Annotated in this window: 15 protein-coding genes and 1 tRNA gene; 3 read left to right on the top strand and 13 right to left on the bottom strand. The window is 62.4% G+C overall.

All coding sequences use genetic code 11. From position 1 onward, the window contains the following. Positions 1 to 51 precede the first annotated feature (51 nt). From C266_RS23460 to C266_RS23435, 6 genes are all read right to left on the bottom strand, one after another. Positions 52 to 879: a DUF4088 family protein gene (locus C266_RS23460; protein ID WP_010808226.1), complete on the bottom strand. Its 828-nt coding sequence runs from the start codon at positions 877 to 879 to the stop codon at positions 52 to 54. A gap of 542 nt (positions 880 to 1,421) precedes the next feature. After that, positions 1,422 to 2,405: an L-histidine N(alpha)-methyltransferase gene (gene egtD, locus C266_RS23455; RefSeq protein ID WP_010808227.1), complete on the bottom strand. Its 984-nt coding sequence runs from the start codon at positions 2,403 to 2,405 to the stop codon at positions 1,422 to 1,424. Beyond that, a complete protein-coding gene (gene egtB / locus C266_RS23450; RefSeq protein WP_010808228.1) occupies positions 2,405 to 3,715 on the bottom strand; it encodes an ergothioneine biosynthesis protein EgtB in 1,311 nt (436 codons plus the stop codon). Before egtB ends, egtD begins: the two co-directional genes overlap by 1 nt. 108 nt (positions 3,716 to 3,823) lie before the next feature. Further along, positions 3,824 to 4,348, bottom strand: a complete 525-nt coding sequence (locus C266_RS23445; protein ID WP_010808229.1) for a chromate transporter — start codon at positions 4,346 to 4,348, stop codon at positions 3,824 to 3,826. Then, entirely contained in the window at positions 4,345 to 4,866 is a 522-nt protein-coding gene (locus tag C266_RS23440; protein WP_010808230.1) for a chromate transporter, read from the bottom strand. Before C266_RS23440 ends, C266_RS23445 begins: the two co-directional genes overlap by 4 nt. A gap of 44 nt (positions 4,867 to 4,910) precedes the next feature. Then, positions 4,911 to 5,108, bottom strand: coding sequence for a hypothetical protein (locus C266_RS23435; RefSeq protein WP_010808231.1), 198 nt, complete (start codon positions 5,106 to 5,108; stop codon positions 4,911 to 4,913). Between the two features lie 92 nt (positions 5,109 to 5,200). Here C266_RS23435 and C266_RS23430 point away from each other — a divergent pair. Continuing rightward, positions 5,201 to 5,285 (top strand) — tRNA-Leu (locus C266_RS23430). A 427-nt stretch (positions 5,286 to 5,712) separates the two neighbouring features. On the opposite strand, the gene C266_RS23425 is transcribed toward C266_RS23430, so the two are convergent. Next, the gene (locus C266_RS23425) at positions 5,713 to 6,435 is read right to left on the bottom strand and encodes a carbonic anhydrase (protein WP_010808232.1); all 723 of its coding nucleotides are present in this window, start codon (positions 6,433 to 6,435) and stop codon (positions 5,713 to 5,715) included. Between the two features lie 223 nt (positions 6,436 to 6,658). Between C266_RS23425 and C266_RS23420 the strand changes: the two genes are divergently transcribed. Continuing rightward, the gene (locus C266_RS23420; RefSeq protein ID WP_010808233.1) at positions 6,659 to 7,507 is read left to right on the top strand and encodes a hypothetical protein; all 849 of its coding nucleotides are present in this window, start codon (positions 6,659 to 6,661) and stop codon (positions 7,505 to 7,507) included. A gap of 152 nt (positions 7,508 to 7,659) precedes the next feature. Here the strand turns inward: C266_RS23420 and C266_RS23415 are convergent, their stop codons facing one another. From C266_RS23415 to C266_RS23390, 6 genes are all read right to left on the bottom strand, one after another. Beyond that, on the bottom strand, positions 7,660 to 8,367 hold the full coding sequence (locus C266_RS23415; RefSeq protein WP_010808234.1) for a succinate dehydrogenase iron-sulfur subunit: 708 nt from the start codon (positions 8,365 to 8,367) through the stop codon (positions 7,660 to 7,662). 134 nt (positions 8,368 to 8,501) lie between these two features. Continuing rightward, positions 8,502 to 9,194, bottom strand: a complete 693-nt coding sequence (locus C266_RS23410) for a Spy/CpxP family protein refolding chaperone (RefSeq protein ID WP_010808235.1) — start codon at positions 9,192 to 9,194, stop codon at positions 8,502 to 8,504. Positions 9,195 to 9,336: 142 nt separating this feature from the next. Then, positions 9,337 to 9,543 carry an SHOCT domain-containing protein gene (locus C266_RS23405; RefSeq protein WP_081636404.1) on the bottom strand — a complete coding sequence of 69 codons (207 nt, stop codon included), beginning with the start codon at positions 9,541 to 9,543 and terminating at the stop codon, positions 9,337 to 9,339. A gap of 342 nt (positions 9,544 to 9,885) precedes the next feature. Then, positions 9,886 to 10,434, bottom strand: a complete 549-nt coding sequence (locus C266_RS23400) for a hypothetical protein (RefSeq protein WP_010808237.1) — start codon at positions 10,432 to 10,434, stop codon at positions 9,886 to 9,888. 251 nt (positions 10,435 to 10,685) lie between these two features. After that, positions 10,686 to 11,597, bottom strand: a complete 912-nt coding sequence (locus C266_RS23395; protein ID WP_010808238.1) for an alpha/beta fold hydrolase — start codon at positions 11,595 to 11,597, stop codon at positions 10,686 to 10,688. A gap of 166 nt (positions 11,598 to 11,763) precedes the next feature. Then, entirely contained in the window at positions 11,764 to 12,192 is a 429-nt protein-coding gene (locus C266_RS23390; RefSeq protein WP_081636388.1) for a c-type cytochrome, read from the bottom strand. A 193-nt stretch (positions 12,193 to 12,385) separates the two neighbouring features. Between C266_RS23390 and C266_RS23385 the strand changes: the two genes are divergently transcribed. After that, on the top strand, positions 12,386 to 12,607 hold the full coding sequence (locus C266_RS23385; RefSeq protein WP_010808240.1) for a hypothetical protein: 222 nt from the start codon (positions 12,386 to 12,388) through the stop codon (positions 12,605 to 12,607). The last annotated feature ends 24 nt before the right edge of the window (positions 12,608 to 12,631 follow it).

Genomic DNA, 12,631 nt, shown 5'->3' with positions numbered 1-12,631 from the left:
GCTGCGTCGGACGGCGGTAGGGGGGGCGAGCGCATCGGCGTCGCCCGGCCGTCAGCGCGTGATGGGGGATTGCAGGGTGTCGGCGTTCGGATGCGACGGATCGACGCTCGCGGCGGGCGGTGGTACTTCCTTTGCGGCTGCCGGGCGAGGCACGTCCGGCGTCAACAGACGCCGCAGCCACGCGGCAAACCGCTCGAAGACGCTCGGATCGTCGTTGAACAACTCGGGACGCAGGACCCGCAGATAGTCCAGCAACTGTTCGGATTCCTGAGCGCTGACCGAACCGTAAATTACGGCCAGATCGAGGAGCGCCTGCAACTCACCGAGTTTTTCCCTCGCTTGCAGCGCACGGGCGGACTCCACACTGCGCTTGGCTTCGAATACGCGTTCGCGCAGCACCGAAGCGGTGCGCCATGCCGGTGTCTGCAACGTCGCTTCGAGCGTGCGCAGGTCTTGCACCGAACTGACAATCTGCCCGGCGAGCGACTCCACGATACGTTCCTCGCCCTTCGCTTCCCGCACAATGCCTTCGGCCCAGCGGCTGGCCTGACGCGACATGTCTTCGCGCGTCCATTCGGGGCGGGACACGAAATGGAACCCGTGCTGACGCGCCTGATTCAGGATGATCGAGACGACGTCCGGGAACTGCTTGTCGAACGTGCGCTTGGCCCATGCGTAGTGACCGCCTGCGAGCAGTTGGGCGACGGCGGCTTCGGTGAGCGGTACGGTGCTGTCGAGCAGGCGGGCGCGCAGGAAGTCGTCGAAAGGCGGCGGCGTGAAGTGACGGTCGACGGCGGCGGAAATGCGCACGAAGGCGTCGAAGTCCTTCTGCAAATCGGCGAGTGCGGCGTCGGAGAGCGTCAGTGCAATGCGGCTCATCGTGACGGGCTCCCTGACGTGACGACGATGGCGTGAAGCCACGGGGCGTGCGAGCGCGCGCCTGCCAGCCGAGCGTCTGTGTGAGTGCCGCGAGCTGCAGGCGCTACCGCCGAAGCTCGTGCCACGTGCATCCCCATTGCGCGTGAAATCATGTGCAGCGATACGTCGTGTCAACGGTGCGCTGCGGTCGTGGCCGCGCGCTGTGAAAATGGCCTGGAGGGAATACGCACCGGCGTTCCGGTGTGCCTGATCCTCGGGCGTTTATGGCGGCGATTCTTGCGTATCCGTTGCCAATGAATCGTCGCGCTGCCGCCGCGCCCGTCGGAATTCACATTTCGCAGGCCGCACAGCAGGTGTCTGCATGCATCAACGGCACAACGATGCCCAAACTTTAGCGATACCGGCCAAAAAAAACCGGCCGTCATGCCGGACGGACGGTGCACAGGCGATGAGCGCGTGACGCACACTCAGCGGGCGGGTGTCGTGCGCGGATGAGGTCGGCGATAGCCGACGCCATCGCCGTGCCGCGCGAAGCGGCTGGGTCAGCCGCCGGTGGCGGGGCGCAGCAGATAGATGGCGAAACGCGAGCGAGCGTCGAGCCAGACGCGTTCCACGTCCCATCCTGCCGAACTTGCCAGGGCGCGGAATTCCGTCTGACCGTATTTGTAGGAGTTCTCAGTATGGACGGATTCGCCTGTCATGAACGTGAAGCGATGGCCCAGCACGCTTGCCTGGAAAGGCCGCTGTGCGACCAGATGCATCTCGATACGGCTTGCCGCCGCGTTGAAGCGGGCTTCGTGGCGGAAGGCGTCGAGCGGCAGGTCGCCGTCGAGTTCGCGGTTGATGCGGGCGAGCACATTCAGATCGAACTGCGCGGTGACGCCACGTGCGTCGTCATAGGCGGGCAATAGCGCGGCGGGGTCTTTGCAAGCATCCACGCCAACGACCATCCGGCTGCGCGGGCCGAGCATCTTGCCGACGTGCGAGAGAAATGCGGCCGCTTGCCCAGGGGCAAAATTGCCGATCGTCGAGCCGGGGAAGAAGCCGAGGCGCGGCCCCTGCTTGTCTTGCAACTGCGGTGGCAGGTGAAACGGCCGGGTGAAGTCGGCGCGTACCGGCAACATCGGAATGCCGGGGCAGCGGCGTGCGAGCGCGGCGACGGCGTCGTCGAAGAAGTCGCCGGCAATGTCGACCGGCACGTAAGCGTGCGGGGTGACGAGGGCGTCGAGCAACTGGGGGGTCTTGCGGCTCGAACCGCTGCCGAACTCGACGACGACGGCGTCCGGTCCAATGACATCGGCAATGGCGGCGGCGCACTCGCCGAGCAGTGCGGTTTCGGTGCGGGTCTGGTAGTACTCGTCGAGGCCGGTGATTTCCTCGAACAGTTCGCTGCCGCGCTGGTCGTAGAGCCAGACGCTGGGCAGCGACTTCGGGGTGTGGCCGAGACCGGCGAGAACATCGGTGGCGAAAGCGTTTTCCGGTAGTGACGGACAAACGAACGCCGTGGCTTGGGTAGCTTGCGACATCAGCGGTCCTCCGCGAGCCTCAGGCCGCAGAATTGCCAGCGCTGATGGGGGTAGAAGAAATTGCGATACGTGGCACGTGCGTGCCCGGGCGGCGTGGCGAGCGAGCCGCCGCGCAGCACGAACTGTCCGCACATGAACTTGCCGTTGTATTCGCCGACGGCCCCCGCTGCCGTCCGGAATCCGGGATAGGCGACGTACGGACTTGCCGTCCACTGCCAGACCGGGCCATAGCATTGCGCCATCGCCGGCTGTGCGGATGCGGTAGTGCTGGCCGCCACCTCCCACTCTTGTTCTGTCGGCAGACGCTTGCCTGCCCAGCGAGCAAAGGCGTCGGCTTCGAAGTAGCTGATGTGCCGCACGGGCGCGTCGTGGTCGATCGGTTGCATGCCGGCGAGCGTCATGGACTGCCATTCGCCGTCGTGCAATTCCCAGTACAGCGGATGCCCCCAACCCTCGCGTTGCACCGTCGCCCAGCCGTCTGACAGCCAGAGGCCCGCCATGCGATAGCCGCCGTCTTCGATGAACGCGAGCCACTCGCCGTTCGTCACCACACGTGACGCGATGGCGAAGGGGCGCAGCAACACATCGTGCGCGGGGGTTTCGCAGTCGAACGCGAAATGGCCGCTGGATTCGCCCGGATGCCCGATGCGATGCTGCCCGCCGTCGTGCGTTATCCATTGCAGCGGTGCGGCGATTTCGCAGACAGACGATGGAAGGCGATGTGCCGGGCGCAAGGGATTCTGCGCGAAGAGATGCAGCAGGTCGGTGTGCATCAGTTCCTGATGCTGCTCCTCGTGATGTAGACCGAGGGTGATGAGGGCGCGGGCGTCGGCCGGTGGGTCGGCATGCAATAGCAACTCGTGCATGGCGGTGTCGACGTGCTGGCGGTAGCGCAGCACATCGTCGAGCGTGGGGCGCGTGAGCAAGCCGCGCTGCGGGCGTGGATGGCGTGGACCGGCGGCTTCGTAATACGAATTGAAGAGATAGGCGAAGCGCGGATCGTAGGGGCGGTAGCGTCTGCCGGACAGGGCGCCGGGCTCACCGAGCAGAAAGGTCTCGAAGAACCAGGTGGTGTGGGCGAGATGCCACTTGATGGGGCTCGCGTCGGGCATCGACTGCACGGTGGCGTCGGCGTCCGAGAGGCCTTGGGCAAAGGCGACCGACGCGGCGCGTACGGTGTCGTAGCGGACGTGCAGCGGCGCCGTCGATACGTGAGCCGGCGGGCCGTCGCGTGCAGTGCGCGAGCGGGTGGTGTTCTGGGAGGTGCCGGAGGGCGCCTCGGCTTGCGACGTACAACAGGGGAGGGCCATGGGACACACCGCGTTGTGAAACGTGCTGCCTATTGTAGACCCGTTGCCCGACGCCGTCTGTGACGGTTCGTAACCGCGGGCGGTGTCCGGAATGGGCGGGAAAACGTCCTACATCAGCCAGCCCGTAAGGCCGAGCAGGCTGCCGGCGGCGATGAGCCACAATGGGTTCCAGCGCGTGCGCAGCGTGACGACGATGGCCGCGAGCGTCACGAGTGTGCGTGCGACGTTGACGTCGACTTCCCGTGCGAGCACGGCGCTACTGGCCGCGAGCAGCCCGACGGTGATCGGCGCGAGGCCCCGCCGGACGGCGCGCACCCACGGGGACTGTTCGTGCCGGTCGACCCAGCCGCCGACGAGATAGGCCAGCAGCGAACTTGGCGCGCATTTGGCGAGGGTGGAGGTCAGCGCGCCGGGCAGACCGGCGGCTTGCAGGCCGATCAAGGTAACGGCCATGCCGTTGGGGCCGGGGGCGGCCTGAGCCAGCGAAAAGAACGTGACGAACTGGGCGTCGGTGATCCAGTGGCGGGTCTCGACGGCGTAGCGGTGGATATCCGCCAGCGTGACATTGGTGCCGCCGACGGCCAGCAGCGACCAGAGCGAGCCGTGCAGAAACAGGTCGATGAGCGTGTTCATGGGGCGGGTTGTCGCTGACGCGCCAATCGATGGGCGGCCAGTACCGCACAGGGGCCGAGCACGCCGAGTACGAGCAGCAGGGGCAGGCCGAAAACGAAGCTGCCGATGAAGGTGACGGCGGCGAAGGTCAGTGTGCTCCAGTGCCGTTGCAGTCCGGCGAGCAGGCGCAGTGCGGTGGCGATCACCAGTCCGGTGGCGGCGGGCATGAGGCCGGAGAGGAGGTGCTGGACGAGCGCGGTTTGCCCCCATCGCGCGTAGGCGAAGCCGATCAGGATGATGGCGATGGTCGGGCAGAAGTAGAGACCGGCGACGGCTGCGGCGGCGCCACGTGGCCCTTGGAACCGGCGTCCCAATACGGTGGCGATGTTGGCGACGTTCGGCCCGGGCAGCAGTTGGGCGAGCGGCAGCAGTTCGGCGAATTCCCGGTCGGTCAGCCAGTGGCGCTGGTCGACCACCATGCGACGCGCCCACGGCAGCACGCCGCCGAAGCCTGTCGCGCCGACGGCGCCGAAGGCCACGGCCAATTGCCAGCAGGTGGGGCGGTGCGCAGGGGGCGCCACGATTACCCGTTGCTGATGGGACCGTGGAATTCGTGTTCGAGCCGCACCACTTCCTGGGCGACGAGTGCGATGGCGTTGCGAATTTCCATGAGCGCGGTGTAGAGGGCTTGTGCGTTCTGGGGGGATTCCAGGGCAACGTCACGGGCGGCGGCTTCGATGGCGTCGAGCGACATGGCGATACGGTCGAGATTCTCCAGCATGGATCGATCTCCGTTGGCGCGCGCAGAGCGTGCATACACTCATAATACTCAACTGACGTATCTTGGTGGGGGATGTTAGAATGCGTGCCCTTGCCGGGGTGATGAAATTGGTAAACATAGCGGACTTAAAATCCGCCGCCTTCGGGCTTGCCGGTTCAAGTCCGGTCCCCGGTACCACTTAGGCTTCGAGCCACATCAAGCCAAACGCTGTAATCCCTGCTATTCCAGGGCATTGCGCGACATTCTCCGTTCCCTGACAGGTGCCGCGACATAGCCAGACACGGCTGTTTACGCGACTCAGTGCACCAAATTTGCACCGGATATTGCACCGGGAAAAATTGGCGGCATACGTGAAGCGGGATGGTGGTTGGCCGGGGCAAGCGCGCTTTGCCCCAGCGTCTATTGCCGGGCGTACAGCGGCTGCTCGGGATACTGTCCGACTGGCCGCACCGGCTTGTGGATTCAACCGGTCGGTCCACATGGTGCGCACGAAACCCTGTCACATCCCGTCAAAGGTTCGATCTGCCATGAACGCGCTCGTCGAAGGATGCCCGCGCAGATTGGGTGCGGCTGCGACGAGCGCGTTGCATGACGCATGCCGCCGTTACAAAAGGCTGACCTTACCCGTGGCCAGATCGTACATGGCGCCGACCACTTTTACCCGGCCGTCCTTCACGTAGCGCCCGAGGATTGGTTTGGAGACAGTCAGGCGGCCGGCGTTGATACGCACATTCTCAATCGTGGCCCTCGCCGCCAGATCACCTTCACCCCCGTCATGTCTGGCGGCCAGAACGGCCGGCTTGATGGAACGCACCAAGTCACCCAAATGGCCCGGCATGACGGCGTTCTCCTGAATCATCTTCACTGTGGCCGACACTGCGCCGCAGTTGGTATGTCCGAGAACCATGACCAGCGGTACGCTAAGAAACTTGACGCCATACTCGAGGCTTGCCAGTCCATCGTCGTTGACGAAGTTTCCTGCAACGCGCACGACGAAGAGGTCGCCGGGCCCCTGATCGAAAGCCAGTTCCGGAGCGACGCGCGCGTCCGCACAACTGACGATCGCGGCGATGGGGTATTGAGCCGTTACCCGTGCCGCGCGTCCAGCAGAGTAGTCTTTGTTCAAAGGCGCATTGGCGACGTAACGCGCATTGCCTTCCATCAGGCGGGCGAGCGCCGCATCGGGCGCAATCGCGTTCGGCGCCGGGCCGGCCGACGGTTCTGCTGCAAAGCCGTCCCGGGCGGTGACGCCACCGAGAGCCATCGCGGCGGCTCCGGCGAAAAGCATCTGACGGCGGGGCATCGAGGGAGCGTGATGGTCGCACATGATCGTTTCCTTTAGTTTTGGACTACGTTGTTTTGAGCAAATGCTTTTGGCCCTGGCGATTTTGTCTGGCGATCGGGACGATGCAATCGTATCGAGGTCGGTATTGTTCGGGGAAGTCCAATTTTTGCATGTATATTTGACGCTATTCTTTAATGCACTTCGCTGTCGCAGAAACAGGGAAAAACAGAGCGCAAATTGATGTGGCCAAACGGGGGAAATTCGGATGGAGCAACCGGAATTACCTTATGAACAGCTCATGCACGATTACTGCGATTCGCTGTTGCATCTATTCAGCGGTGAGCGGCTGCTCAATAAGCTGTTTGGGCGAGTGATGCAGTCGCATGCCTTGGGGCGCGTGATCATCATGCATTACGAATATCTGGCAGGAACCGGTGAGCGCCCCACCTTGTCGCGGTTGCAAAACCTGATTGGCTATTCGCGTACACTGGCAAGCTTTTTTGCGGTACTGCGGGTGGTCAGGCTCATTTCGGTCGAGCCAGATCAGGACGACCGGCGCCTAAAGTATCTGGTACCGGGTCCGCGGACTATAGACGGTTTGCGCCAATGGCTGATAAAGCATCTCGAATGCTGTGAATCGCTTGGGTTGATTGATCGGGGATGCGCCGACCGCATGCGGCGCGACGACATTTTCTTTTCGCATTACGTACTGCATTCGCGGCTGATTCTCGACAACGTTACGACGCAATTTCCACAATTTCCATTGGTCAACTGGGTCCATCAGAACGAATGCGGGGACCGGATTGTATTCTTCCTGTTGCGCGAGCATTTTCGTTGCGTACTGGCGAGCACCACTTCGCACGGTACCCGGCATTGGCTCAAGCTCAGTAGCAGCCAGATCGCATCGGATCTGGGCATTTCGAAATCTCACGTGCGCAATGTAATCAACGAAGCGGAGAAGTGCGGGGTGCTGACGCACAATGAGACCCGCCGTGCCGTGACGCTTTCAGATGAGTTTGTTTCCCAGGTGCATGGGTGGTTTGTCGGCACCCTGTCGTATTTCGCCGAGACAGCGCGGCGAGCGCTGGCGGACATGTCCGCCAGCGTCGATTGATGTCGCGCCAACAAGCGCCGCTGGCGAGATCCGTGAGGGCCTGCCTCGGTTTGCACCAAGCGCTTCGCTCGGCGCATCTGTCGCATGCGGGTCGGAAGCGGTCCGGGAGACTGACGACCGCCGCCGCCGGAACGAGCGCCGGACCTAGGAATTCAGACGATGCGACGCGCAAGCATGGTTCTGATCTCGCCGATTGCCTTCGCCGGATTCAATCCCTTCGGGCAAACGTCCGTGCAATTCAATATCGAGCGACAGCGGAACAGCCGATATGGGTCGTCAAGATTGTCGAGTCGCGCATTGGTGCCTTCATCCCGAGAGTCCACGAGGAACCGATAAGCCTGTAGGAGTCCTGCGGGGCCGACATACTTGTCGGGGTTCCACCAAAACGATGGGCAGGCGCTCGAGCAACAGGCGCACAGGATGCATTCGTAGAGTCCATCAAGCTGGTCGCGTTCCTCCGGTGATTGGAGGCGCTCTCGTTCGGGCGGCGGCGTATCGTTGATCAGGTACGGCATGACCGAGTGATACTGCTTGAAGAATGCCGTCATGTCGACGATCAGGTCGCGGACGACCGGCAGGCCTGGCAAGGGGCGCAAAATCGTATGACGTGGCAGATCGTGAAGGTTCGTCGTACAGGCAAGACCGTTCTTGCCATTAATGTTCATCGCATCTGAACCGCATACCCCTTCTCGACACGAGCGCCTGAAACTCAACGTTTCATCGAGCGCCTTTAAGCGAATCAGCATATCGAGCAACATTCTGTCGGTCGGTGCAACGTCCATCTCGAATGTCTGCATGCGAGGCCCGGCGTCACGGTCCGGATCGTAGCGGAAGATTTCTAACGTTCTGGATTCGCTCACGATGTATCTCCATCATGACATGCACCGGCGCGACCGGGCGGGGCATAGGCGCCACTGCGCGCATGGACTGAATGGCTAGTATCGGCGTGCCGTATCGAGATGTGAGGTAGTCCATGTGCGCCCGCGCAAACCCGTTACCTTCCACGGCGACCGTACTGACGCAGCTTCTGTTGCTGCTCGGCGTTGAGGACACCCAAGATCTGCTTTTGGCTCTCCAACTGGTTACGCAACATCTGCAGACGAATCTCAGATATCGTCTTCGCCGTCTTCATCGCCGCATCCACGTCGACGGTCTGCGGGTCGAAACTGTGCCGGCCTGAGACCATCGCATCGTGCATTGACGTCATCAGCGCCCACTGCTTTTTCTCCCGCGCTTCCTGAATCGCCTCGATTTGCTTGATTTGGGCATCGCTCAGATCGAGCGACGCAAGCATTGGCGTCGAGCCTCCAGGCCCAAAGTTGTATGCGCCCATCGTCCAGGGGGCCATTCCGTAGCCACCGCCGCCCATCATCCACGGTCCCATCCCCCAACTGCCGTATCCGCCGCCCATCATCCATGGACCCATACCGTAACCACTGTCCCAGCCACCCATCATGCCCGGTCCCATTGGCCACTCACCCGGCCCGTAGGGATGGCCATCGCTCGCTCCGCGCTGCGATGCTCCCGCTCCGTTGCCACCCATCATTCCGGGGCCCATGCCGTAACCCCGCCCGTCGGGTGATGCCGCGGGCGTGCCGGTGCTATTCGTGGACTGCGCCGATGCCGGAATGGATGCGAGCGCAAGTGCAGGGGCAACCACCAAGGCTGCAAAAATTTGGCTATTCATGTTCTCTCCATTGCTGCAAAGCGAAGGTGATAAAACCAAGATGTCATTGACCCGCGAAGCGCATCGCTGGAATTCCGCCTGGCTAGCCTTCGCCGCGATGCGATGGGGCAATATAGACCGGAGCAATCAAGGCTTGCGCGCTTCAGCCCTCTAGGTCCGCACGCCGCTTTTTGTATTCGTCGGCGTCGATCTCACCGCGCGCGTAGCGGTCGTCGAGTATGTCAAGAGCGGACCGGCTTCGAGCACTCCGATCCCGTTGGCAATGTGAAGACCGGCGAAACAAACCGAGCGCCACAACGAAAACCGCGACAATTAAAAGCACGAGCAGCCATCCGAAGCCGCCCCCCATCATCCCGTAGCCCCATCCGCCCGGTTGTCCGAACCCCATCATTCGATGCTCCACAACTTACCTTGGATAAAGTCTAGTTCGTCGCGCGGGATCTTCTTTGATTAATATCATTCAACTGACCGTTCTTCGCGGCAGACCCAAACACGAAGCTGAGGGCCGGTGACTCGGCAGGGGGCGTCAGCGTCTCCGGCGTCGCCTTTGGACATCGCCCGGTATTGGCCACCCCTTGTCGCGGGAAAGCTCTGTAATTCACACGCATTCGTGCAAAACGCATCGTGCCGGCGCAACAGCGTCGATTTGCGCAGCGCGACCGGTCACTGGCATCTTGGTCGTTGGCAGGGCCTATTGCGCTGTCGATGAGTCCGTCGGATGATGGTGCATCATTCCGGGATCGTGTCCTGCCACCGCATCGTGCCCGTGATCGGACAACTGGGCATCAAACCATTCGTGCAGCGCAGTGACGAGACGAGGCGCTTCCGTGCGGTAGACGATTTCGCCGCCATCGGGCAAGTCGCGATAGTCGATCTTCAGCCCGCCCGGCTTCGCGGTACGCAGCGCGGCCAAGCCCGGCATGTCAATGCCGTGGATCTGCTCCGGCGCTTCGAAATCGCCTGCCGAGAACTGCCTGGCGATGATGGCCAGATGTTCGCGAATTAGCGCGACCTGTTTCAGGTCGTGATGCTTCGTGACGACCTGCTGGATTCCGCCGTCGGCCGTCTTCGCAAAGATGTGGGTGGTAGCCGCAAGGGAGAACGGCATCACCTCTGCGCCGTGCCGTGACACGTCCATCCGGCGCGCCGTATCGTCGGCGACGGCAGACGACGAGAGAACGAAGGCGCCGAACAGGACGGAGGTCGATGCGGCGATGACAGGAGATAAAAGGCGCTTCATGTTCCACTCCAATCGAAAGACGGCTTGCAGCCTAGCGCCAGTATCCCACTCTGACGACGATATGACTGAAATCATGCGCGGTGCGGCGATGTCTACCCGAGAGCTGGCCACACGGGGATTCGCCGACCAACGCGACCAGGCAAACGTCGTCAAACCTCACTATTCGTGCCCCCGACTGCCCCCGATTTTTACAGGGATAGCCGGTTTCGGAAGTGCGATTCCCGCCGGTTAAGCGGGCATCGGTTTTCGAATCACTGAAGAAATGTGGTGATGGCTGTCATCGTCGCTTGCGGTTGTTCTTCCATCAACCAGTGGCCGGCATTCGGAATCACAACGCCTTGCACGTTGCTGGCCGCCGCACGCGCGACCGTCTCCATCATGGTGCCGAACGACTTTTCTCCGCCGATCGCGAGTACCGGCATTGGCAACGGCCCTTGGGTCAGAAATGCCCGGTTGTCGATCGCATCCTGATCGAAGGCGTGAAACTGTTCGAAGCCGGAATGCATCGCGCCAGGCAGCGCATAGAACTTTGCGTAATGCCGGCGCGAAGCTTCATTGAAATTCTTGGGGTCCGCCGAAAACTCGTTCCAGAAGCGATCGAGGTAAATGCGCTCGCGGCCCTTGACCAGCCGCTCCATATCCGGCCCGCCGAAACGGAAGTGCCAGAGTAGCGGGCTCTTCAAGATTTCTTCCCACGGGCCGACGCCGGGAATCGGTGCATCCATGAGTACGAGTTTTGTCACGCGCTCAGGCTGCTCGGCCGCGAAAGCGTAGGCGACCATGTTGCCGATGTCATGGGCCACCACGTCGACTTTGCCAATCCGGAGGGTATCCAGAACGCCGGCAATATCGCGTGCTTCGTTCTTTTTGTCGTAGCCTGTGGCCGGATGGTCGGAGAGTCCCATGCCGCGAAGATCGGGGACGATCACGGTGTGATTTGCAGCGAGTTTCGCGGCGAGTGGCGCCCACATGTCGCCGGTCTCGCCATAGCCGTGCAGCAATACGACGGCAGGCCCGTGGCCGCCGACGCGCACATATATTTTCGCGCCGTTGGTGGTCAGGGTCTGGTGCTTGAAATCGGCCGGAAACGCGAATACGTCGGCCGCCGCAGGAAAAGCGTGAAGAGAGACAAGCAACAACAGAAACGAGACGAGCTTCCGCATTTCTGACCCCCTGGGGTTGATCAAAACGATCTGCCTGTGGCGCGGATATTCTCACATCTTTCCGGATTACGGCGCTAAATCCGCATACGGACGGTCTGAATTGAAGGCACTCGCCTTCCGGCAGCTCGCACGTCAACGTCCCCGCGCATTACCGCCCCGTCTCATCTCACTTGAACGTGTGCAAGTAAGCGATCAGATCCGCGACCTTGCGTTCGTTGCCAATGCCCCAGAAGCGCATCTTTGTACCAGGCACGGTTTTGCCCGGATTGGCGATGAAGGCGGCGAGCGTCTTGTCGTCCCACACGATGCCCGACTGCTTCATCTCCTTCGAGTAATCGAAGTCCGGCAGACTGCCCGCGCGCCGGTTGGCAATGCCGTTGAGTTGAGGGCCGAAGCCCGACGCCGCCATCGGCCCGACCGAATGACACGATGCGCAGCGTGAGGTGAACAGCGCCTTGCCGGCGTCGATATCCGGTGCGGCGAAGGCCGATGCGGCAAACGTGGCTAGCGCAAACGTCAACACGCCGATTCGCAGGCGCGCAGCGGGGGCAAGACGCTGGGCCGGCAAGCAAAGAGGGGTAGAGCGGGCAGTCATTGGCGGGTGGAATGTCGGGGGATAGGTGGTAACGGCAAACCGCTAAGTTACCGCTTTCCGCCGGGTACGGCCAGTGGTTCCCGCCCCGCGTCGTACAACATCGTGTCGTGAGCGCAGAGGTTGGGCACTTCGAGCGCGCCTGATGCCGAACCGGGGGCAGCATGCGTTCGCACCGTCATGACGGCAGTTCGCGATGCCTTTGGTCATGACGGGGGTATCCGCCTACGGTGCGGCCAGTACCTTCACGACGCACGCGCTGGCGTTGATCGCTTGGGCGAGTGCGGTGGCGATTGCCGTTGTGCTGCGCTCGGCGTTGGGATGGTGGGGGCGCGTGAGCTGGCTGCCGGTGACGCGTCGCTGGCGCCGTGAGTTGACTGCTGTGAGTCTGCAAAGGCCGTCAGCGCTTGTCTGCTAACGGCCGTTCGCGTGCGGTGATGGT

The sequence above is a fragment of the Pandoraea sp. SD6-2 genome (assembly GCF_000389825.1).
Classification (GTDB): Bacteria; Pseudomonadota; Gammaproteobacteria; order Burkholderiales; family Burkholderiaceae; genus Pandoraea; species Pandoraea communis.
The sequence above is the reverse complement of the archived record's forward strand: the minus strand, read 5'-3'. Positions and strand labels throughout refer to the sequence as shown.

Bases quoted from the DNA above. Each gene is read 5' to 3' on its own strand.
- C266_RS23395 (WP_010808238.1), bottom strand. From the start codon at position 11,597: ATGCGGAAGCTCGTCTCGTTTCTGTTGTTGCTTGTCTCTCTTCACGCT.
- C266_RS23400 (WP_010808237.1), bottom strand. From the start codon at position 10,434: ATGAAGCGCCTTTTATCTCCTGTCATCGCCGCATCGACCTCCGTCCTG.
- C266_RS23410 (WP_010808235.1), bottom strand. From the start codon at position 9,194: ATGAATAGCCAAATTTTTGCAGCCTTGGTGGTTGCCCCTGCACTTGCG.
- C266_RS23420 (WP_010808233.1), top strand. From the start codon at position 6,659: ATGGAGCAACCGGAATTACCTTATGAACAGCTCATGCACGATTACTGC.
- C266_RS23435 (WP_010808231.1), bottom strand. From the start codon at position 5,108: ATGCTGGAGAATCTCGACCGTATCGCCATGTCGCTCGACGCCATCGAA.
- C266_RS23425 (WP_010808232.1), bottom strand. From the start codon at position 6,435: ATGTGCGACCATCACGCTCCCTCGATGCCCCGCCGTCAGATGCTTTTC.
- egtD (WP_010808227.1), bottom strand. From the start codon at position 2,405: ATGTCGCAAGCTACCCAAGCCACGGCGTTCGTTTGTCCGTCACTACCG.
- C266_RS23405 (WP_081636404.1), bottom strand. From the start codon at position 9,543: ATGGGGGGCGGCTTCGGATGGCTGCTCGTGCTTTTAATTGTCGCGGTT.
- C266_RS23385 (WP_010808240.1), top strand. From the start codon at position 12,386: ATGCCTTTGGTCATGACGGGGGTATCCGCCTACGGTGCGGCCAGTACC.
- C266_RS23445 (WP_010808229.1), bottom strand. From the start codon at position 4,348: ATGAACACGCTCATCGACCTGTTTCTGCACGGCTCGCTCTGGTCGCTG.
- C266_RS23390 (WP_081636388.1), bottom strand. From the start codon at position 12,192: ATGACTGCCCGCTCTACCCCTCTTTGCTTGCCGGCCCAGCGTCTTGCC.
- C266_RS23460 (WP_010808226.1), bottom strand. From the start codon at position 879: ATGAGCCGCATTGCACTGACGCTCTCCGACGCCGCACTCGCCGATTTG.
- egtB (WP_010808228.1), bottom strand. From the start codon at position 3,715: ATGGCCCTCCCCTGTTGTACGTCGCAAGCCGAGGCGCCCTCCGGCACC.